General features: G+C 69.7%; 19 protein-coding genes. 6 read left to right on the top strand and 13 right to left on the bottom strand.

The window, feature by feature from the left end; genetic code table 11:
• Window positions 1–116: 116 nt before the first annotated feature.
• From ACFVXC_RS01165 to ACFVXC_RS01125, 9 genes are all read right to left on the bottom strand, one after another.
• A complete protein-coding gene (locus ACFVXC_RS01165; protein WP_389900337.1) occupies window positions 117–1,331 on the bottom strand; it encodes a cytochrome P450 in 1,215 nt (404 codons plus the stop codon).
• Window positions 1,328–2,587, bottom strand: a complete 1,260-nt coding sequence (locus ACFVXC_RS01160) for an NAD(P)-binding domain-containing protein (RefSeq protein WP_389900336.1) — start codon at window positions 2,585–2,587, stop codon at window positions 1,328–1,330. Before ACFVXC_RS01160 ends, ACFVXC_RS01165 begins: the two co-directional genes overlap by 4 nt.
• On the bottom strand, window positions 2,584–3,789 hold the full coding sequence (locus tag ACFVXC_RS01155) for an NAD(P)/FAD-dependent oxidoreductase (RefSeq protein ID WP_389900335.1): 1,206 nt from the start codon (window positions 3,787–3,789) through the stop codon (window positions 2,584–2,586). The genes ACFVXC_RS01160 and ACFVXC_RS01155 overlap by 4 nt, the downstream gene beginning before the upstream one ends.
• A complete protein-coding gene (locus tag ACFVXC_RS01150) occupies window positions 3,786–3,980 on the bottom strand; it encodes a ferredoxin (protein ID WP_389900334.1) in 195 nt (64 codons plus the stop codon). The genes ACFVXC_RS01155 and ACFVXC_RS01150 overlap by 4 nt, the downstream gene beginning before the upstream one ends.
• A gap of 140 nt (window positions 3,981–4,120) precedes the next feature.
• Window positions 4,121–4,891 (bottom strand): TetR/AcrR family transcriptional regulator, encoded by a 771-nt coding sequence (locus tag ACFVXC_RS01145; protein WP_389900333.1) that lies wholly within the window; start codon window positions 4,889–4,891, stop codon window positions 4,121–4,123.
• A gap of 451 nt (window positions 4,892–5,342) precedes the next feature.
• Window positions 5,343–5,786 (bottom strand): lasso peptide biosynthesis B2 protein, encoded by a 444-nt coding sequence (locus ACFVXC_RS01140; RefSeq protein ID WP_389900332.1) that lies wholly within the window; start codon window positions 5,784–5,786, stop codon window positions 5,343–5,345.
• Entirely contained in the window at window positions 5,783–6,046 is a 264-nt protein-coding gene (locus ACFVXC_RS01135; protein WP_389900331.1) for a lasso peptide biosynthesis PqqD family chaperone, read from the bottom strand. The genes ACFVXC_RS01140 and ACFVXC_RS01135 overlap by 4 nt, the downstream gene beginning before the upstream one ends.
• Window positions 6,037–7,842: a lasso peptide isopeptide bond-forming cyclase gene (locus ACFVXC_RS01130; RefSeq protein ID WP_389900330.1), complete on the bottom strand. Its 1,806-nt coding sequence runs from the start codon at window positions 7,840–7,842 to the stop codon at window positions 6,037–6,039. The genes ACFVXC_RS01135 and ACFVXC_RS01130 overlap by 10 nt, the downstream gene beginning before the upstream one ends.
• Before the next feature lie 5 nt (window positions 7,843–7,847).
• Window positions 7,848–7,994: a lasso RiPP family leader peptide-containing protein gene (locus tag ACFVXC_RS01125; protein WP_389900329.1), complete on the bottom strand. Its 147-nt coding sequence runs from the start codon at window positions 7,992–7,994 to the stop codon at window positions 7,848–7,850.
• Window positions 7,995–8,483: 489 nt separating this feature from the next.
• Here ACFVXC_RS01125 and ACFVXC_RS01120 point away from each other — a divergent pair, with 489 nt between their 5' ends.
• Window positions 8,484–8,885: a TM2 domain-containing protein gene (locus tag ACFVXC_RS01120; protein ID WP_389900328.1), complete on the top strand. Its 402-nt coding sequence runs from the start codon at window positions 8,484–8,486 to the stop codon at window positions 8,883–8,885.
• A gap of 12 nt (window positions 8,886–8,897) precedes the next feature.
• Here ACFVXC_RS01120 and ACFVXC_RS01115 read toward each other — a convergent pair whose 3' ends face one another.
• On the bottom strand, window positions 8,898–9,440 hold the full coding sequence (locus ACFVXC_RS01115; protein ID WP_389900327.1) for a DUF1707 domain-containing protein: 543 nt from the start codon (window positions 9,438–9,440) through the stop codon (window positions 8,898–8,900).
• Between the two features lie 496 nt (window positions 9,441–9,936).
• Here ACFVXC_RS01115 and ACFVXC_RS01110 point away from each other — a divergent pair, with 496 nt between their 5' ends.
• The 5 genes from ACFVXC_RS01110 (at window position 9,937) to ACFVXC_RS01090 (ending at window position 17,082) form a co-directional block, all read left to right on the top strand.
• Window positions 9,937–11,700, top strand: coding sequence for a fatty acyl-AMP ligase (locus ACFVXC_RS01110; RefSeq protein WP_389900326.1), 1,764 nt, complete (start codon window positions 9,937–9,939; stop codon window positions 11,698–11,700).
• Window positions 11,697–13,382, top strand: a complete 1,686-nt coding sequence (locus ACFVXC_RS01105) for an acyl-CoA dehydrogenase family protein (protein ID WP_389900325.1) — start codon at window positions 11,697–11,699, stop codon at window positions 13,380–13,382. The genes ACFVXC_RS01110 and ACFVXC_RS01105 overlap by 4 nt, the downstream gene beginning before the upstream one ends.
• Window positions 13,379–15,064, top strand: coding sequence for an acyl-CoA dehydrogenase (locus tag ACFVXC_RS01100; protein WP_389900324.1), 1,686 nt, complete (start codon window positions 13,379–13,381; stop codon window positions 15,062–15,064). The genes ACFVXC_RS01105 and ACFVXC_RS01100 overlap by 4 nt, the downstream gene beginning before the upstream one ends.
• 92 nt (window positions 15,065–15,156) lie before the next feature.
• Window positions 15,157–15,438: an acyl carrier protein gene (locus ACFVXC_RS01095; RefSeq protein WP_389900323.1), complete on the top strand. Its 282-nt coding sequence runs from the start codon at window positions 15,157–15,159 to the stop codon at window positions 15,436–15,438.
• A 114-nt stretch (window positions 15,439–15,552) separates the two neighbouring features.
• Window positions 15,553–17,082 (top strand): aldehyde dehydrogenase family protein, encoded by a 1,530-nt coding sequence (locus tag ACFVXC_RS01090; RefSeq protein ID WP_389900322.1) that lies wholly within the window; start codon window positions 15,553–15,555, stop codon window positions 17,080–17,082.
• Window positions 17,083–17,179: 97 nt separating this feature from the next.
• Here ACFVXC_RS01090 and ACFVXC_RS01085 read toward each other — a convergent pair whose 3' ends face one another.
• Genes ACFVXC_RS01085 through ACFVXC_RS01075 form a run of 3 tightly spaced genes read right to left on the bottom strand, consistent with a single transcriptional unit; the run spans window position 17,180 to window position 19,984 of the window.
• Complete coding sequence (locus ACFVXC_RS01085; RefSeq protein ID WP_389900321.1) at window positions 17,180–18,004, bottom strand: DUF4097 family beta strand repeat-containing protein; 825 nt, start codon at window positions 18,002–18,004, stop codon at window positions 17,180–17,182.
• Window positions 18,005–18,026: 22 nt separating this feature from the next.
• On the bottom strand, window positions 18,027–18,704 hold the full coding sequence (locus ACFVXC_RS01080) for a response regulator (RefSeq protein WP_389900320.1): 678 nt from the start codon (window positions 18,702–18,704) through the stop codon (window positions 18,027–18,029).
• A gap of 5 nt (window positions 18,705–18,709) precedes the next feature.
• A complete protein-coding gene (locus ACFVXC_RS01075; protein WP_389900319.1) occupies window positions 18,710–19,984 on the bottom strand; it encodes a sensor histidine kinase in 1,275 nt (424 codons plus the stop codon).
• Window positions 19,985–20,164: the final 180 nt, after the last annotated feature.

Here is a 20,164-nt window from a genome sequence, read left to right as displayed (position 1 = left end):
CAGGTCGGGTGGCGATGGGAGCCGTACGCCGGGTGAGGGTGAGGGTGAGGGTGAGGTCTGGCGCCTGTTGCGGCAGGCGCCAGACCGTGGCCGACATGTCGATGCCGGGGGAGGGGTCAGCGGGTGACCATCAGTTTGCGTACGCCGTAGTTGGTGCCGGTGAAGTCCATCGGGACTTCTTCCAGTGGGGTGGCGAGGCGCAGGTCGGGGAAGCGGGCGAAGAGCTTGGGCAGGACGGTCCTGAGTTCGGCCCGGGCGACGTTCTGGCCGAGGCAGGCGTGGACGCCGTATCCGAAGCCGATGTGGCGGGTCATCTTGCGGTCGAGGTCGAGTGCGTCGGGATCCTGGAAGACGCGGGGGTCGCGGTTGGCGGCGTTCATGGCGACGACCACCAGTTCGCCCTTCTTGATCCGCGCGCCGCCGATCTCAAGGTCTTCCTTGGCCACGCGGCCCAGACCGAACTGGACGATCGTGAGGAAGCGCATGAGTTCCTCGATGGCGCCGCCGATCTTCTCCGGGGCCCCCATCAGGCTGTGGCGCTGCTCGTCGTGGGTGAGCAGGGTGAGGGTGGAAAGGCCCATCATGGCGGCGGTGGTGTCGTGTCCTGCGAAGAGCAACAGGACGCCCAGGCCGATGAGCTGGCGGTCGGTGAGGACCGCGTCCTCGCCCTCGGCCTTGTTGATGAGTTCGGCGAGGATGCCGTCGGTGTCGCCGGTTCGGCGCTTTTCGGCGACCAGTTGGGTGATGTAGTCGATCAGCCAGTGGGCTCCCCGGTCGCGCTCCTCGCGGCTGCGGCCCATGTCCATCATGGCTTCGGTGGCGTGGTGGAATCCGTCGCGGTCGGCATAGGGGACGCCGAGCAGTTCGCAGATGACCAGGCAGGGGATGGGCAGGGCCATGGCCTCGATGAAGTCGAAGGTCTCGGGTCCGGCGGCGATGGCGTCCAGGTGCTCGTCGACGATCCTGTCGAGGTAGGGCTGGAGCTTGTTCTGTACGGCCTTGGGGGTGAAGTGGCGGGTCAACAGCCTTCGGTAGACGCCGTGTTCGGGTTCGTCCATGAAGACGAAGCCCACGTCGAACGGTGAGTCCTCGCCGGCTTCGGCCACCTCGCCCTCGGGGGTGTCGTGGCGCCACCGCCTGGCGCTCATCCGGGGGTCGTTGAAGACCTGGCTCCCTTCCTCGAAGCGGGTGGCCAGCCAGCCGGTGGAGCCGTTGGGGAAGCGCACCTTCAGCAGGGGCTGCTCCTCGCGGAGCTGGGTGAACTCCACCGGCGGGGCGAGGGGGTTGGCGGGGTCCCGGGTGACGGGCTGGTCGACGAGGGGCTCGGTCATTTCTGCTCCTGGTGGGGGGAAGGGGCGCTGGAGCCGGGGGAGTGGGCGGCGATGGCGGCGGTGACGCCGGCGTGGGTGGCGGTGGCGTTGCACCAGCCGGTGTAGAGGGCCAGGTGGAGGACGGCTTCGTGGAGCTGATCGGTGGTGAGTTCGTTGTTGACCAGGCCGCCGCCCGCGATGATCTGGATCAGCTCGGCGCGGCCGGTGGCGGCGGCGACGCCGAGGGTGAGCAGACGGCGATCGCGCACGGACAGTCCGGCGCGGCCCCAGACCTGGGCGAAGAGGTAGTCGACGGTCTCGTTCAGGAAGGGATCCGGATCCCGATCCCGCAGCGCGGTGTTGAAGCCGGGGCCGTAGACCCGGTCCATCATCTCCAGGCCGAAGTCGTGCAGTTCGTCCTTGGCGGGCAGGGGCTCGTCGCCCAGTTCGAGGGTCCGCCGGGCCTGGAGCCGGGTGGCGTCCACCAGCGGTACCGGTACCCCGAGGGCCCCGGCGAGGTCGCGGGCGGCGTCGAGGTCCTTGGTCATCAGCGGCGCGATCTGCCGGCCCACGGCTCGTGGCAGGGCGCCGTCGGGGCCGTGCATCCGCAGGAGTTGGAGCAGCGTGCGGCCCTCGGGGTCGGCGGTGTCGACGACCTCGGCGAGCCGGGCCGGGCCCACCCCGGCGGCACCCGCCAGAGCGGCGGCCTCGAAGACGGTGCGCCAACTGCCGTACGTGATGACATTGCGGGCGATCTTGGTAGCCATGCCGGCGCCGACCGGCCCGCAGTGCACGACCTTCTTGGCCCAGTCGTCCAGGACGGGACGCGCCGCGTCGACGGTGTCCTGCTCTCCGCCGACGATGGCGACCATGCCGTGCTCGGCGGCCTTGTCGCCGGGTGTCACCCCGCAGTCGAGGAAGGCGACATCGCTCTGCGCGCACAGTTCGGCGAGTTCGCGGACGACGGGCAGTGCGACGGTGGCCAGCAGAACGATCGTCAGTCCCGGGCGGGCCGCCGACAGCAGTCCGTTCTCGCCGCCGATGACATCGCGGGCCTGGGCCGCGTCGACGACGGCGACCATCACGACATCGCTGCTCCGGGCGACGGCAGCGGGGGAGTCGAGGGGCTGCGGAACGCCCGCGAGGTCGTTCGCCGCATCGGGCCGGATGTCGTAGGTCACCGGCGCGCGGCCGCTGCGGGCAAGACTGACGGCGACTCCGCCGCCGATCATGCCGAGCCCCACGACACCGGCCCTCAGGTGCTGATCGCCCGTCATGTCATGCTCCTCGACTCGAATGCGGCCACATCCGCGATCTGGGGGCGGTAAGCCCGTACCGCGCGGGCCATGTTCACGCCGACGGCACCGCAGACCTTCCCGCCCAGGCCGTACAGGGCGACGAGCTTGCGGGCATCCAGGCTGCCTTCGACGACGCGCATCTCGTCCGCGCCGCGGGTCCGCCCGTAGATCTGGATCTTGAGGTCGTACTGGTCGGACCAGACGTACGGGACCGGAGCGAAGGGAGTGGCGCGCTCGGGCCCGGCCAGGATGTTGCGGGCCACGGCGAGGCCCTGCTCGGCGGCGTTGGTGCGGTGCTCGATACGGGTCGGCCGCCCGGTGTGCGGGTGGAGCCAGCAGGCGACGTCTCCGGCGGCCCACACCGCTGAACCCGCGTAGAGCGTGGCGTCGCACTCCACGCCGTTTCCAAGAGCGAGACCGCTGCCCTCCAGCCAGGCCGTGTTGGGCGTGGCACCGATGCCGACGAGTACGGCGTCGGCCTGAAGGGTCCTGCTGTCCGCCAGTCGTACTCCCGTAGCGCGGCCGTCCTCGACCACGATGCTGTCGACCAGGACTCCGGCTTCGATACGGACGCCGTTGTCGGTGTGGAGCCGCGCCAGCATGGTCCCCAGGCCGGGGCCGAGCGCCTCGGCCAGCGGCTGCGCGGCGTCGGTGACCATGGTGACCTCCACGCCCAGTCCGCGGGCCGTGGCCGCCGCCTCCGCGCCGATGAAGCCGGAGCCGACGACGATCAGACGCCGGCCCGGCTTCAAGTCCTGGCGCAGGGCGGTGGCGTCCTCCAGGGTGCGCAGGACGTGCACTCCCGCGACGCCTTCTGTGCCCGGCAGCCGCCGGGCGGCGACCCCGGTGGCGATCACGAGGGCGTCGTATCCGACGCGGTCGCCGTCCGCGAGGGTCACCTCACGACCGCGCGTGTCCAGGGTGACGGCCGGCAGGCCGAGCCTGAAGTCGAGGTCGAGTGCCGCGACCGCCTGAGTACTGCGCAGCGGCAGCCGCGTGGCGTCCCACGTGCCAAAGAGCAGTTGCTTGGAAAGGGGCGGCCGGTCGTAGGGCAGATGTGTCTCGTCGCCGACGAGGGTCAGCTGCCCGTCGAACCCCTCGCGCCGCAGCCCCTCGGCGGCACTCAGTCCTGCCGCCGACGCGCCCACGACGACGATCCGGGACGGGGCGCGCTCGTTCACGGACGGACCTCGATGGCGGCCGCCGGGCACACCGCGGCGGCCTGGCGCACGTTCTCGTGCTCCGCGACGGGCGGGTCGGGGTCCAGCAGGACCACGACGCCGTCCTCGTCGCGTTGATCGAAGACCTCGGGGGCGGCGAGCACGCACTGCCCTGCCGCGCAGCATTTGTCGAAGTCGATGGAGATTTCCACGCGAGTTTCCTCCCGTCCAGCCCTCGATGAGGGCGACGCGGACCGGGCGATTGGGGCGAGCATGTGGTTGCCCCAGTCACCTAACTAAGTTCAGTGACGGACGCTAGTCCTCCACATGGCAACCGTCAAACGATCTGCTCTTACTCGGAGTTGATGTCTTCCCGGGCATCCTGGTCGCCCAGGCCCGCGAGGATGGCCCTGATCCGACGGGAGGCAGCCGTCTCGGCGGCCGCGGGGCGGGTCGTGCCGTCGGTGGGCGGGTCCGGCACCAGCGAGTCGACGAGCCCGTCGGCCACCTGCAGGATGAGATCGCCCATCGGGGCGCTCTGGGGAAGGGCATGGTTCATGGCGATGTTGCCGTGCAGACCGGACCAGAGAGTGAGCGCCGCCTGCTCCACCGGCAGGCTGGGAGTGAACCCCTCGTCCAGACAGCGGGCCAACGCCGACCGCAGGCTCGCCGACACATGCCGCGAGGGATGCCGATTGATCCGCCCCTCGGCGACCGCGGGCTGCGGGACCTCGAACAGCAGCCGATAGTGCCCCGGATTGTCGAGCGCGAACCGGCAGTAGGCGTGCACCTGGGCCCGCAACCGCTCCCGGGCATCCTGCCCGTCCGTCGTGGTGTCAGCCGCGTTCATGCGAGCAGCCAGGTCGGCGTACTTGTTCTCCAGCGCCGCCCACACCAGCTCGGCCTTGTCCGAGAAATGCAGATAGATGCTCGGCGCCGCGACGCCGACCTCCCGGGCGACCGCCCGCATCGTGAGCTTTTCGATGCCACCCCAGTGGTCCAGCAACCGGTTGACCGCCGCGAGGATCTCCCGGCGCAGCTGCTCGCCCTCCCCACGAGCGCTGCGCGGGCGTGCGACACCGGCCGCGGACCCGCCCGTTGATCTCGCCGACTGCCTCGCCATGCGCCGCTCCTCCTGTGTTGCCGCGAGCCTAGTAGCTTCGCCGACTTCGCCAGGTACTTTGATCCGTGCTGGTCAGGAGCATTGTGGGGGAGGGCACCCACGATGACGGGACGGCTGCGGGACGAGTGCCGTCTGCGATCTATTGTCAGAACCCGAGGATCAGGATCGTGGCTTGATCCGCTGGTCCGGGCCCCGAAGGGTTCAGCGGCGGGTGGCGCGGGCCGGCGTGAAGGTGTCGGGCCAGGTGAAGCGGAGCTTGTCGGGAGTAGGTGCGTGGCGGTTCGGTTAAGGGCTGTCCCGTATGGGGTGGGCGATATCCCGATGAGGGCGCTCGACGTGGGCGACGCTGTCTGCCGTGATCTTCACGGTGCCTATGCCGTCAGGCTGCTGGCGGAAGGAACCCGAGGGTGGCACCCGCCCGGCGGTTCCATGGGCTGCTGGGGCGGGTGATTCAGGAGGGACACCGTTCACCGGTCTTGCGTGGCGTGGGTGGGACCGTCAGAAGCGGGTGATAGTGCCCGACTGGAAAGTGCTCACCGATGAGCTGACCGTCGGCTTCCACCCAGGCGTGGGCCATGAAGGGTCTGGTGCGTACGCCTGTGCACCAGGTCGGCCATGCTCCCCGTGCGCGACAGAGCAGAGCGGTGGCAATCGAACGCTGTAGGCATGCCTGTCCCGCGCAGCGCAGGCTCACCGACACCACGGCCTGTCGTGCGGCGATCGCCCCCTCGGCAGTGGCTGGGGCGGCGCCGCGGCGGGCGAACTCCAGTACCGCTCTGAGCCGGGCGGGCCGCAGCTTGGCGAGTACGCGGGCGACGGCAACGGCCACCAGCGGTACGAGCCGTCGGTGCATGACAAGTCGGTGTCGCTTGTCGAGTGCGACGGGGGCGCTCACGATGTGGTCCTCAACAGCTGGGCAGCGGTCAGCTCGTCGGTCACGCGTACGACGTCGCGGTGGGCATCGCCCGGATCGATGGCGTGACGCAGGGCCAGTCGGCCGGCCACCTCCTCGCTCCCGCAGCCGTCGAGCAACAGGCGCAGTACATCGGCGCCGGTGCGGTTGAGCTGCCAGTAGCGTCCGGTGAGCTGGTGAAGGAGGACGGCGCCGTCGTCGGTCTCGGCAACGGCGACATCGGGGTCCAGGGTCAGACGCATGGTTCTCCCGAAGGGGTGCGGGTGGCCCGTGCGGTGCGCAGCCAGTTCTCGCAGCCGAGCAGGTGCTCGACGGCGATGTCCCTGTGCAGGCCCGCCTGGGAGGAGAGGAGTTGGGTGCGCAGCAGGCCGGGATCGATGAGACCCAGGTCCGCGAGGGCCGAATCGGCGAACAGGTCCACCAGCGTGCCGAGGTTGCGCCGCCAGCCGACGCGGAGGTCTGCACTGAAGTCGCCCTTGGTGGACCGGCTCAAGATGGCGTCCGGCACGGTACCGCGCATCGATTCGGCGAGCAGTGGCTTGTAGCGCCACGGCGACGTGCGTTCGTGCAGTCGCACAGCCAACGCCGCTTCTACGACGCGGTCGTCGAGGAAGGGCTGGTGCAGCTGGATTCCGGCCGGTGTGAACAGGCGGGAGAACTGCCGGTACGCGGGGGCGGTGGTGCGCAGCGCCAGGAGGGTCTGGTGCTGTCCGCGGTCCGCTGCCAAGGGGGTCATCTCCTGGGCCGTCCGCCGAAGTGCCTCCCGGGCGGTGTCCGCGGCGTGGGACGTCACCCAGGCGGGCGCCCGCAGGGGTGCCACCCCCCAGCCGAGGGACGGGCGCCTGCCCTGTGGAGACGGCGCAGTGAGGTGGTCCGCCTGGTCTCGCCACCAGGTTGCGACGCTGTTGTCGCGTGCCAGTTCGGCCACGGTGGGCGCCAACGGCCAGCGGTGGAGAGCGCTATAGCCGCGCAGGTGCCTGAGGGCGGTGAGCGGGCGCCGGCGCAGCAGCCGGTGGAGGTATCCGGGGAACCCGTAGAACAGCTCGTCACCGCCGTGCCCGGCCAGATGGTGTCGTGATCCGTGTGCCGCCAGAGTGTCGGCCGTGAAGCGCATGCGGGCCAGGGTTCGGCCGAACGGATAGGGCTGCTCGGTGTCGACTGCCCCGTCCGGATCCGCGAAGACCGTGGGGAGTTCACGCTGCGGTACGACCACGTGCCTGGCCCGCCGCAGGGAGTGAGCGGCCAGGCGGGCGAAGACGGCGTCGTCATTGCCTGTCTCGGCCTCCTCCCAGCGGAAGGTGATCAGCTCGGGGTCGTCGCGTGCCGCCAGGAAGCAGAGCGTGGTCGAATCCATCCCTCCGGACAGATCCGCGCTGAGCCCGCCCTGCGTACCGTGTCGGTCGGCCGTCGCCGTATGCAGGGCATCGCGCACTTGGGCCGCGCCCGCCTCCAACGGGACGTCGGCGGGCGGCGGTTGCCACCAGCGGACCTCTCGCGTGGTGATCTCATCCATGATCAGGCAGTGGTCCGGCGGTACGGCGGACACTCCTGACCACATACTGCGTTCGTTCAGTGGGGGCGGCAGCAGGCCGCCGCAGGCGACGCGGGTGGCCAGCGCCTGTTCGTCGATGTCGGCACCGGTCAGCGCGGCAAGCGGGCCTGCCCGGTCCGCGGCGACCGGCAGGCCGTCGACGCATGTGTGGAAGATCTGCCGCAGACCCGTCACGCTGCCCTGGACCCGTATCCGGCCGTGCACCAGGGCCACCAGATGGAAGCTGCCGGGCAGAGCCCGAGCCAGGGCGTCCACGTCGGACAAGGTGCGTACACGTTCGGCCAGTTGTGCCAGCCGGGTGGGGGTGACCGGGCAGAACCCGATCACCGCCACCCGCACCGGGCCCGCGTCCGCCTGGACGAGCTCGCCGGACGGCCAACTGCCCGCCACCCAGGGCAGCCCCGAGCGGTGCGTCAGTACCCGGGGCGCCTGGAACGGGAGAGCGCTGCGCCGCACGTCCGGCAGGACGAAGAACCCGGTGGGCATCTACATCAGCCCCAGCCCTGCTCGCCGAGGACGTCGGTGTACTGGCTGCCGAACCCCAGCGTGTCCTCGGAGAACTCACCCACCGACGTCAGCATCGGCGGCTCGTAGACCTCGTTGACCTGCTGCTCGCCCTCAGTCGCTCTGTCGCTCATGGCACTTCCTCTCGGCTGTCGGATTGCATTTCGGTGTGCGCCGCCGCCCCTGCGATCCGGCTGAAGGGGGCGGCGTTCCCGGCCGCATGGAGCGCGGGAAGTCTTTTGGCCGTACGCCGCATCGCTGAGCGACTCCGGCATGGATCTGCTCGAATCCGGTGAAGTGGCAGTCAAAGGTGGGGAGTTGCGCTGGTCGTCGACGCGAGCAACCTTGCGGCAGCCTGACGGGTCCTTACTATGACAGAATCATGACGAGAAATGACAAGGAAGTGACTCATCGGTGGTATCGCCCTCGCTGCCTTCGGTCACAAACTCGTCCCGGCGCGTATGCCATGCCTGGGACGAACGTCTGGAACCGGACTGGACGCCGATGACTCCAATTGGCCAGTCCGGGACGGGCGCCGACACTGTGGCATGGAAGCTCTGAACGGTGATCCCCCTCGCGGTCGCCCCAGTTCCCGCACCACGTCCGTTCGGAGGACCTCGCTCGTGAGCCACCAGATCCCGAACAGCCCGCACGACCGGCCGTCACTGCCGGCCGGCCAGGCCGAGCCCCCATACGACCGCTCCGATGACGGCTACCTCGGTGAGACCCGGCCCGCCGCGACGCCGGGCCCCGGCGCCGCCGGTCACACGGCCGACGGCAAAGCCCCCTACGGCTACGACCCGTTCGGACGGCCGTACTCCGACAAGTCCAGGAACGTCGCGGGAGTGCTCTCCATCTTCCTGGGCCCCCTCGGCTTCGGCCGTTTCTACACCGGCCACAACGGCATGGCGCTCTGTCAGCTCTTCACCCTTGGCGGCCTCGGCGTCTGGACGCTGATCGACGGCATCGTCCTGCTCACCGTCAGGGGCAAGACCGACGCCGAGGGCCGTGTCCTGCGCGGTTGACGGCCGACACGATCAGCTGCGGCGGTGCCTGATCCGCAGCCGGCCGTACCCCATGTTCCCGGAGATCCGGATACGCGGCCCGCTCGATCCGCCGCGCAGCGGGGCTTTATAGGCCGGCTGCTTCCAGCTGGCGGTCAGGCCCTCGTGGTCGACCGTGGCATCACTGGGCACGACGATCCAGGCCCACCCGTAGTCCAGATGCAGCTCGATGTCGACCACCGGGTGCTTGATGACGGCTCGTGACAGGTCCAGGTACACCTTGCCCATCTTGGAGGTGACCCTGAAGACCTGCGGTACGTGCCATCCGCCGCGCCGCTGGATCAGCCCGCCGACGGAGTCGACGACGACGGTCGGACCCTCGTCGCTGGCAGGCAGCGAGGCCAGGGCGGACGTCAGCTCGCCGGGTGTCTGGGCGGTGAGCGCGACGTGCAGACGGGCGTCCATCTCCTCCTGGGGGATGTGCCCCTCGGCGAAGGCCTCTTGGAGACGTTCTACAGTCATGTCGCGGTCAACCTCGGAGATCCGCGACGGCAAGTTTTCTGGCACGGAGGACATGCCGCAACCATAACGTCGGTCGACTCGCGGTGGTCCAGCGCTTACTAGCATGAACACGCCTGTACTCCAACGGGCTTGTGGGACGGACTCGTGGCGCCGAGCTCGCCGTGGCGCGAATCCTCCACGTCGCCGCAGGTCACGTCTGGATAGCAAGGAACCTGCCATTATTTTCTTGAGGTTTGACGCATTCCCTGTCTAGAGTTGTGACTCGCGTGACGAAGTGAAGTCAAGTTCTGTGACGACTCAGGGGGGAGTCGGAATGGCTGTCGTGAACGGCGGAGCACGCCGCCGGACCAGCGAACTGTAGGCCTGCGTCAGCGCACGATCGGTATGCGCGTCCTTCCCGGCTTCTCCCCCTGGCTCAGGGGTGGTGAAGCCGTTCCCGCCGCATTCGTCCGGTGACTTCCCGGTGTCATCCGGCCACCCCGTCATCTCGCAGGACTCGTGAGCCCGCCGACAAAGTCCTCGATCCCTTCGATACCAGGAGCAGACGAGAATGATGGATCTCCTCGGCGCGAGAAGCGTGTCCGAGATCTTCGAACTGCACGCTCGCGAACGCGGCCACCAGCCGGCGGTCGCCATCGTCAGTGACCCTTCGGATCCGGCGTCGGCCCAGTTGCTCAGCTACGCCCAACTGGACCAGGCCGCACGCGTGTTCGCGCAGCAGTTACTTCAGGTGTGCCCAGTGGGCTCCCGCGTGCTGCTGCTCCAGCCGACGTCCGCCGAGTTCGTCGCGTCCGTGCTCGGCTGCCTCTATGCCGGCCTGGTCGCGGTGCCCTCCTCGATGCCCGGACGCTACAAGCAGGATCAGCGACGGGTGCTCGGCATCGCCCACGATGCCGATGTCGGCTGTGTGCTGACCGCGCCGGACGAGAGGGAAGAGGTGGTCGACTGGGCCGAGCGGCAGGGATTCACCGCGCCGGTGCTCTCTTTGCAGCTCGATCTCGCGCTCCGTGCCGATGACTTCCAGGTGCACGACTCCGACCACGAGACCACCGCCGTGCTGCAGTACACGTCCGGCTCCACGAACGACCCCAAGGGCAGCGTGGTCACCCACGGAAACCTGCTGGCGAACGCGGCGACGACAGCCGCGACGTTCCCGTTGGCGGAGGGTGAGCGGTTCGGCGGCTGGCTGCCGAACTACCACGACATGGGCCTCATGGGGCTGATCCTGTCGCCGCTCCTCGCCGGATACGGCACGGTTCTGATGAGCCCCGCCGCCTTCCTGCGCCGTCCTCGGACGTGGCTCCAGTTGATCGACCACTTCGACATCGCGCTCTCCGCCGCACCGAACTTCGCGTACGAACTCTGCGTCACGCGTGTGTCCCAGGACGATGCCCGTGGCCTCGACCTGTCGCGCTGGAAGTACGCCGTCAGTGGCTCGGAACCGGTCAAGGCGAGCGTGCTCGACGACTTCGCCGCGCGGTTCGCGTCGGCAGGTTTCAGGCCGGAGAACTTCGCTCCGTGCTTCGGCATGGCGGAGGCGACGCTGCTCGTCTCAAGTACCCCTCGCCGCAAGCCCGTTGTGTTGTCCTGTACCGCCGACGCGCTGGAGCGGGGCCAGGTGGAGCCGACTGCCGACGGCGCGGGCCGCACCCTCGTCAGCTGCGGTGAACTGCTCGACATGGACGCACGGATCGTCGACCCGCGGACACTCAAGGAACTCCCGCCCGGCCGGATCGGCGAGATCTGGCTGTGCGGCAACTCGGTCGTGCGCGGCTACTGGCGCAACGAGGAGGACACGAAGGCGACATTCGGCCGCAGACTCGGCGACGAGGGCGGATTCCTGCGCACCGGTGACCTCGGCGTGCTCGTCGACGGAGAGCTCTACGTGACCGGCCGCATCAAGGAAATGATGATCATCCGCGGCCGGAACGTCTACCCGCACGACATCGAGCACGAGCTGCGCCTGCACCACGAACCGCTGCGCGACACCGTGGGATCGGTCGTGTCGATACCCACTGACGACGGCGACGACGGACACCTCGTGGTGATTCATGAGGTGCGCCGCCGGTCCCCCGAGCAGGAACTGGCCGAACTGGCAGCACAGATGAGGAAGACCGTGTCCCGCGAGTTCGGCCTGCGCGCCCACTCCGTGCTGATCATGCGACGCGGCGGGGTGCGGCGCACCACGAGCGGGAAGGTCCAGCGGTCCTCCATGCGCTCGCTGTACGTCAGCGGAGAGCTGCAGCCTCTGTGGGCGGACGGCTACCGGCCGCAGGCCGAGCCGGTCACGGCGCGGACGGGAGAGGCGAGTTGAGAACGCACGAGTTCGCCAGGGAAGTCGACCGTTGGTCGCGGCCCGGTGGCCCCTTCGATCCGGCGCTGCTGAGCGCACACGACGAGGCCGAGACCTTCCCGGCCGAGGCGTGTGCGGCGCTCGATCAGTGGGGGCTGCCCGACTACTACGTGCCGAGCCGGTCCGGCGGGCGCCTCGCGCGCGTCGACGAGATGCATGCCCTGCTGCGCACGGTGGCGTCGCGGGACGTGACCGTCGCGGTCGCGCACGGCAAGACGTTCCTGGGCTCTGCTTCGGTGTGGGCCGCGGGCGACGGAGAAGCGGCCGCCTCCCTGGCCCGGCACGTCATGGCGGGTGAATCAGTGGCCTGGGGGCTCACCGAGCCGGGCGGCGGCAGCGACCTGCTCGCCGGTGGACTCACGGCGACCCGGGAGGGATCCGGCTGGCGTCTGTCCGGCCGCAAATGGCCGGTGAACAACGCGACGCGCGGGCGCTTCGTCTGTGTGCTCGCGCGCACCGACCCCGGCGGCGGGCCGCGCGGATTCAGCGTCTTCCTTGTGGACAAGCGGGCCACGTCGCCCGGTACCGTGCGGCACCTGCCGAAGATGCCGACGCACGGCATCCGGGGCGCCGATATCAGCGGAGTGGAATTCCTCGACGCCCGGGTGCCCGCTCATGCCCTCGTCGGCACGGTCGGCGGGGGCCTGGAACTGGTACTCAGATCGCTGCAACTGACCCGCGTCGCGTGTGTGGCGCTCTCGCTCGGCGCGGGCGACCACGCCCTGAGGATCGCCCGCCGATTCCTGGCCGAGCGACGACTGCACGGACGGCGCTTCTCCGAACTCCCGCACGCGCGCACCGTCGCCGGCCGGTCGGTGGCGCGTCTGCTGCTCGCCGAGGCCGTCGCGTACACGGCGGCGCGGTCGGCGCACGAGGTGCCGGAGGAGCTGAGCGCGGTGTCCGCGATCACCAAGGCGCTGGTACCGACACTCATCCAGGGGCAGCTCCGTCTCGTCGGTGAACTGCTCGGCGCGCGCGGCTTCCTGACCGGCGTGGAGGGCTACGGCGGCTTCGCGAAGATCGAGCGTGACCACCAGGTCGTCGGCATCTTCGACGGCAGCACCTGGGTCAACCGCAGCGCACTCGCATCGAGCCTCCCGGTGCTCCGGCCCGGCCGTCGCCCGGCCACGCCGGTCGGCGTGCCCGTACACGAGTGGCTGCGGGAGGACTACGAGCCCGCCGCCCTCGATCCGCTCCGGCTGGGGGTGATGGCGCGCGACAATACGGTGCTGAGGAGCCTGGGAGACCTCGTGGCCCGGCTCGCGGTGGATCCGCCGGGTGGCGCCGAGCGTCTGGCCGCCCGACTCCTCGATGCCCAGAGCGAGTTGAGCGTGCGCATTGCCGACCTTCGGCCGGTCGCGGGACCTCCGGCCACGGCGGCGATGCGTCTGGCGGAGCGCTACGAGTGGTGCCATGCCGGCGCCGCGGCCCTGGCGTTGTGGGTCGCGAACCCGAGGCACCACGACCGTGACTGGTGGCGCGACGGACTCTGGCTGCGCGGTTGTCTCGCCCTGGTACTGGAAGGCCTGGGCGCGCGACCCCCGGAAGCGACAGGCACGTTCGACGAACTCGGCAGCCTTCTGCTCGGTGACGCGGGTGACCGCGTCTCGCTGTTCGGCACACCGGCGGAGGTGACGGCATGAGCGACATCCATACGCGCATGGAAGCGCTGGAGGAGCGCCTCGGCGATCCCTTCGACCCGGACAACCCGGCGGGGTTCGCCGCCGTCGTGGCCGCGGACGAACGCGAGGAGGTTCCGCAGGGGGGTGCCGACGCGCTGGACGAGTTCGGGATCCTCGCCGAGTTCGTGCCCGGCTCGCTGGGTGGCCGCCTCGAACGCGTCGACCACCTGGTCGAGTTGATGCGCTCGGTCTACCGTCGTGATCCGAGCCTCGGCCTCGGTCATTGTTCCAGCTCGCTGCTCGGCGCGGTCAACATATGGACCTCGGGATCGCCCGGCCAGCGTCGCGACGCGGCCGAGCTGCTGCTCGCGGGCAAGAAGATCTCCTGTGCGTTCCATGAGCTCGCGCACGGCAACGACATCGGCTCCGTCGAGTTCTCGGCCACGTCCGCGGACGGCGGCCTGGCACTGAACGGCCGCAAGGAGTCGATCACCAATCTGGACCGGGCCCACGGCGTGGTCTTCCTTGTCCGCTCCGACCCCACCGGCGGCCCGCGCGCCTGCTCGCAGCTGTTCGTACCGGTGGCGGAGCTCGATCCCGAACGCTTCCGCTTCCTCCCGCGATTCCGCTCGGTCGGGATGCGCGGCGTGCGCCTGGGCGGTATCGAGACGCAGGACTGCCCGGTGGACGCGGACGCGGTGGTCGGCGCCCCGGGCACCGGGATCGAGACGGCGGCCCGTGCCTTCCAGCTGACCCGCATAGCCATGCCCGCCATGAGCACCGCGATGCTGGACACCTCGCTGCGCGTCACCCTGCACCACGTACGCAAGCGTCGGCTCTACGGCCGGGACGTCGCGGCCATTCCGATGGTGCGCACCACACTGGCCAACGCGTTCGCCGACCAACTGCTGTGCGAGGCGTTCGCGACGGTCGCCGCCAGGTCGCTGCACGTGCTGCCGGCGTCCGGCAGCGTATACGCGCCTGCTGTGAAGTTTCTCCTGGCCGGGGTGCTGCTCGACGCGCTGGAGCAGCTCTCGCTGGTGATGGGGGCCGAGTTCTACCGCCGCGACGGGGAACACGCGGTGTTCCAGAAGATGGCACGGGACATCAAGCCGGTGGGCTTTGGACACATCGCCCGCGCGGCCTGTCTGTCCGCGATACTTCCACAGCTTCCGGTGCTCGCACGGCGGGCGTGGTCCGACGCCGCACCCGCTCCGGCCGCGCTGTTCGTCCCGGACGCCGAGCTGCCGCCGCTCGACCTGGCCGGGCTGCAGGTGGTCACGGGCGGGCAGGACGGGCTTGCCCGGGCCCTCAACGCCGCGCTCGACCATGATGTCCCGGCGGTGTTGCGGCCGCTGATCGAGACCCATGTGCGGCGCCTTGAATCGCTCACGGAGTCGTGTGCCGGCCTCAGGCCCCGGGATCTGTCGATCGCCGCCGCGGTCGAGGTGCGGGATCTGGCGGCCCGGTACACCACCGTGCTGGCGGCCGCCGCGTGCATAGGTGTGTGGCGGCACGCGCCGACCGGCGATTTTCTGGCCCGGCCGGAGTGGCTGGTCGCCGCGCTGACCCGGCTCATCGGCATCGACTCCGGACGGCCCGACGACGTGCCGATCGAGGTGGAAGGCGCCCTCGTCGAGGAGCTGTTGGACCGCGACGACCGCACGGTGGGCTTCGGTCTCTCCGCGCGCCGGTACCGGTGACCGCCCGGGCAGAGCAGAGCAGTCAGTCCAGAGCAGCCAGCCCCGGAGCAGTCAGCCAGGCAAGCAGCATCCGACTCTTGAGGAGCAATCAGATGTCCACCCCCGGATCCGACCCGATCACCCTCGACGAACTGGAGAACTGGCTCGTCGCCCGTGTCGGTGAGTACGTGCCCGACCTGGAGGAGGCGGTCGACCCGTACCAGGATCTCGGCGAGTACGGCCTCGACTCCGTCGCGGTCGTGGCCTTCACCGCGGATGTGGAGGACTGGCTCGGGATCCGTGTGCAACCTACGGCCGTGTGGGACCACCCGACGATCGCCCAACTCGCCAAGTTCCTTTCGGCGGAACGCGAGGAGCGGGCGAGAACGGCCTGATGGCACAGCATCTGTGACAGCACATTCATAAGAAATGACAGCAGCTTTGACAAGCGGCCGAGCGTTCGAGCGGCCATGTGTTGTCTTTCACACCGAGGGGGAGGGCTTTCCAACGTGGCCGAGCTGAAGAACGTGGCCGACGAGCGGCTGACCGTGTCGCGTAACCCGGCCGATCTGAAGGATGTCGTGGCGGAGCGAACGCTGAGCGACGCGGACGGCCTGGTCGAGGCGGCACGCGCCGCCCACGCGGCACAGAGCGCGTGGGCGTCGTGGCCGGCACCGCTCCGGGGGCGGGTGGCGCAGAACGTGGGCCGACTCGTCGCGGAGAACAAGGAGGCGCTGGCCGCGCTGATCACCCGGGAGATCGGCAAGCCATACGGCGAGTCCCTGGGGGAAGTGCAGGAGGTCATCGACACCTGCGATTTCTTCCTGGGGGAGGGACGGCGGTTGTACGGCCAGACCGTGCCCAGCGAAATGCCGGACAAGCAGCTGTTCACCTACCGAAGACCGCTCGGCACCGCTGCGGTGATCACCGCGGCCAACTTCCCCGCCGCGGTACCCGCGTGGTACCTCGTACCGGCGCTGCTCTGCGGCAATACCGTGGTGTGGAAGCCGTCGGAGTCCGCGGTCGCCGTCGCGGAGGCGCTCGCCGCGCTGTTCCGGGCCGGCGGGGTTCCTGAGGATGCGCTGCGGCTGGTGCACGCCGACGGCGAGACCACGTACGCCGGTCTCGAACGGGCCCTGGCTGAGGGGACCGTACAGAAGATCGGCTTCACCGGGTCCACGGCGGCCGGGCGCCGGGTGAGCGAGCTGGCGGGGCGGCACCTGCAGTCCCCGTGCCTGGAGCTCGGCGGCAAGAACCCCCTCGTGGTGGCGGACGACGCCGACCTCGAGCTCGCCGTCCAGGGCGCCGTGTTCAGCGGCTTCGCCACCGCCGGACAGCGCTGCACCTCGCTGGGCTCCGTGATCGTCCACCACGATGTGCACGACGAGTTCCTCGCCCGTTTCAGCGCGGCCGTGGAGGATCTGGCTATCGGGGATCCCCGACGGGACGAGGTCTTCTACGGGCCGCTCATCGGCGAGCGGTACCTGGAGAACTTCCTCGGCTCCCTGGAGCTCGTACGACCGCACCACAAGCTCTCCGGCTCCGGAGCCACCGGCCGGATCACCTCCGACAGCCCACGCAAGGGCTTCGTGGGCGACCCGGACACCGGAGTGTTCGCGCACCCGACCATCGTGGCCGGGGTGCGGCCGGACGACGAGCTGTACCGCACCGAGACCTTCGGGCCGCTCGTGTCGGTCATGGCGTACGACACTTTCGACGAGGCCGTCGCGCTTGCCAACGGACACGGGTACGGGCTGTCGGCGGCGGTCTACACGGGATCGGCGCGGACAGCGTTCTCCTTCCGCGAGCGCTGCTCGGCCGGCATGGTCAGCGTGAACAACTCGACGGTGGGTGCGGAGGCGCATCTGCCGTTCGGCGGCAACGGTCTTTCCGGGAACGGCAGTCGGCAGTCGGGCATCTGGGTCATCGACCAGTTCACCTCGTGGCAGTCGATGAACTGGGACTACGCGGGCACCCTGCAGCGTGCGCAGATGGACGTCCGGGACATCGACGCGGACTTCGGTTTCCGGCTGTCCTGAACGCCCCACGCGGACGGCACTGAGGCACAGCACTGAGGCACAGCACTGAGGCACCGCCCGCAGAGCCCTGCGGGCGGTGCCTCAGTGCTGACCACGCTCAGTCGTTGCGTACCGTCACGTCGCCGATCTTCGTGCGCGCCTCCACCGCCGTACCGGAGGAGGAGTCCTGGTCCACCGCCACCTTCCGGTCGCCGATCTTCGTCACGGCGTGCACGGCGAACGGGCCCGCGCCCGAGGGGAGATGCAGCTCCACGTCGCCCATCTTGCTGACTGCCTTCAGCTTCTTGAACGGCTCTACCTCATCGACGCGGATGTCCCCCATCTTGGACGTGGCCTCGGCGACGTCGAAGTCGACGTCCTTGAGCGTGATGGCGCCGGTCTTGCTGGCGGCGACGACCCTCTCGCCGGTCACGTGCTCGACGTTGACGCTGCCGATCCGTGTGCGCCCCTCCACTGAGGCCCGCACGCCGGTCACGGACACGTCACCGAGCCGTGTATCGACCTTGACCCGGGTGCCGACCGGCACCGTCAGGGTGTAGTCCGACCCGCACCGGCCCATGCCGTCCCCGCAGGTGGTAGTGATGCGCAGGGTGTCCCCGTCCTGCTCGATCTTCTCGTCGGGAGAGCGCAGCGACTTCGTCAGCTTCTTGTGCAGCTCCGTCTTCTCGCCCTGCCCGGCCACGTCGACCCGGACGTCTCCGCTGTCGATCGCGACCTCCACGGTCCGCACCGACTTGTCGATCGCCGCGGAGCCGGTATCCGTCCGGGTGACCAGGAACAGCAGCAAGTACCACGCGCCCCCGCCGACGAGTGTGATGCCGGTCAGGATCGCGAGGAGGCGGATGACGCGCCGCAGGCCGGGGCGCCGGGAGGGGCCCGGCAGACGCGGTGTCGAACCGGTCGAGCTGATGGTCTGGTGCATGTCCTACTCCCGTGTCCGGTGGTCAGCGCGGTTCGGTGGGATGGTCGGTCGATGGGGAGCTGAGGTACTGCAGGACGGCACGGACGCGGCGGTTTCCCTGGTCGTCCGGGAGCAGGTCGAGCTTGGTGAAGATGGAGCGGATGTGCTTCTCGACGGAGCGTTCGGTGATGAACAGGCGCTCTGCGAGGCCACCGTTGCTGAGCCCCTCGGCCATCAGGGCGAGCACCTCCCGCTCGCGCGCGGTCAGCGGCGCAAGACCGTCCTGCTTCTGATTTCCCGCGAAGATCTGGCTGATCACCTCGGCGTCGAGGGCGGTGCCGCCCTCCGCGACGCGGTGCAGGGTGGCCACGAACTCGTCCACGTCGGCGACGCGGTCCTTGAGCAGGTAGCCGAGCCCCAGGCTGCCGTGCGCGAGGAGCTTGGAGGCGTAGCGGGCCTCCACGTACTGGGAAAGGACCAGGACGGGTTGGGCCGGGTCCGTGGCACGGATCGACAGCGCGGCGCGCAGCCCTTCGTCGGTGTGCGTGGGAGGCATTCGTACATCCACCAGGCAGAGGTCGGGGGCGAGGTCGGCGACCAGCGCGAGCAGTTCGTCGCCGTCTCCGGCCTGCCCCACGACGTCGATGTCCTCGTCCATGAGCAGCTTGGCGAGGCCGGTCCGCAGCAGGACGGAGTCTTCGGCGATCACGACGCGCAACATGTCTGCTAAGCCCTCCAGGGCAGTGTGACGTCGACGACGGTGGGTCCGCCGACGGGGCTGGAGAGCGTGAGATGTCCGTCGACCGCCCGGACCCGGTCCCGCAGCCCGCTGATGCCCGACCCCCGGGCAGGGTCGGCGCCGCCGATACCGTCATCGGTGACGGTGAGCCGCAACAGATGCTCATCGCGCAGGACGGTGACCGTGGCCCGGTCGGCCGCGGCATGCTTGGCGATGTTGGTGAGCAGCTCGGAGACAACGTAGTAGGCGACGGCTTCGGCCCGCGGGCTGGGGCGCTGCGGAAGCCGCACGGCCAGGTCGACGCGGATCGGGCAGCGGGCCGCGATCGTGGTCAGGGCCGGCTCGATGCCCTGCTCGGTGAGGATGGCCGGGTGCAGGCCGCGCGTGACGTCCCGCAGCTCCTGCATGGCGGCCTTGGCCTCCTCATGCGCGGCCATCACCAACGCCTGTGCCTTCTCCGGGTCCCGCGCGAAGCGGGACTTGGCGCGGCCCAGACTCATGGCGACCGAGAGCAGGCGCTGCTGTGCTCCGTCGTGCAGGTCGCGCTCGATGCGCTGTCGCTCCAGCTCCGCGGCGTCCACCATCCGCGAGCGGCTGTCCTCCAGGTCCATCATCCGGCGTACGAGGTGGTCGACGCGGTTGGCGCCGAGCATCCGGGCGACCAGGGTGGATTCGGTACGGGCCAGCGGGCCGCCGAGCCACAGGCCGCCGGAGAGCAGCGCCAGGCCGACGACGCCGCCGGCCACCGCGCCGGGCATGGACGTCACGTCCAGACCCAGCAGTGCGGAGCCGTCCGGCAGAAGGGGGCCGATGAAGGGCAACAGAGCGAGCAGCAGCCCCGCCGCGAGGACCATCATCACCAGTCCGCCCGCGCCGAGCCCCCACAGCGTCATGACCGCGGTGAAGCCGAGCTCGCGCCAGGCGCGTCGCCCGAAGAGCCGCTCCAGGCGGTCCTTCCAGCCCTTGCCGGGGGTGGCGACGGGCATGTCGATGGCGAACTCTCGTAACACGTAGAGCCGTTCGCGATCGAGCCGGGCTATCCAGGCCGCCAGCTTCATGGCCAGGGGCACCAGCGGCAGTCCCAGCAGGAGCAGCGGGGTCAGGGACACCCCGATCGTGAACAGCACGATGGGGATCACGTACAGCGGCGACATCGCCAGCGTGGTCAGCAGCTGCAACAGGTCGTTGCGTGCGTCCTTCGAGAGCAGGCCCCGTGCCAGGCGGTACAGGGCGACTCGAATCCGCGGTGGCCTCAGCCGCATGGCGCCCTCCGGTTCAGATTGACTACCAGGATCTTAGGCACGGGAGTTGGGCCCTTCCGAGCGTGCAGGCGCGCCCTTTTGAGGTAGTGGCAGCACTACCTGCCGACGGGTGGCTGCACGCCCGACGGCGCCGGGGGTCGCTGCGTAGCGTCACGGCGTACCCCTTGACGAGGAGCTTTG

It is taken from the genome of Streptomyces sp. NPDC058257, from assembly GCF_042881845.1.
Taxonomy (GTDB): Bacteria; Actinomycetota; Actinomycetes; order Streptomycetales; family Streptomycetaceae; genus Streptomyces.
Note: the sequence above shows the minus strand (reverse complement) of the source record. Positions and strands in the feature narration are given on the sequence as shown.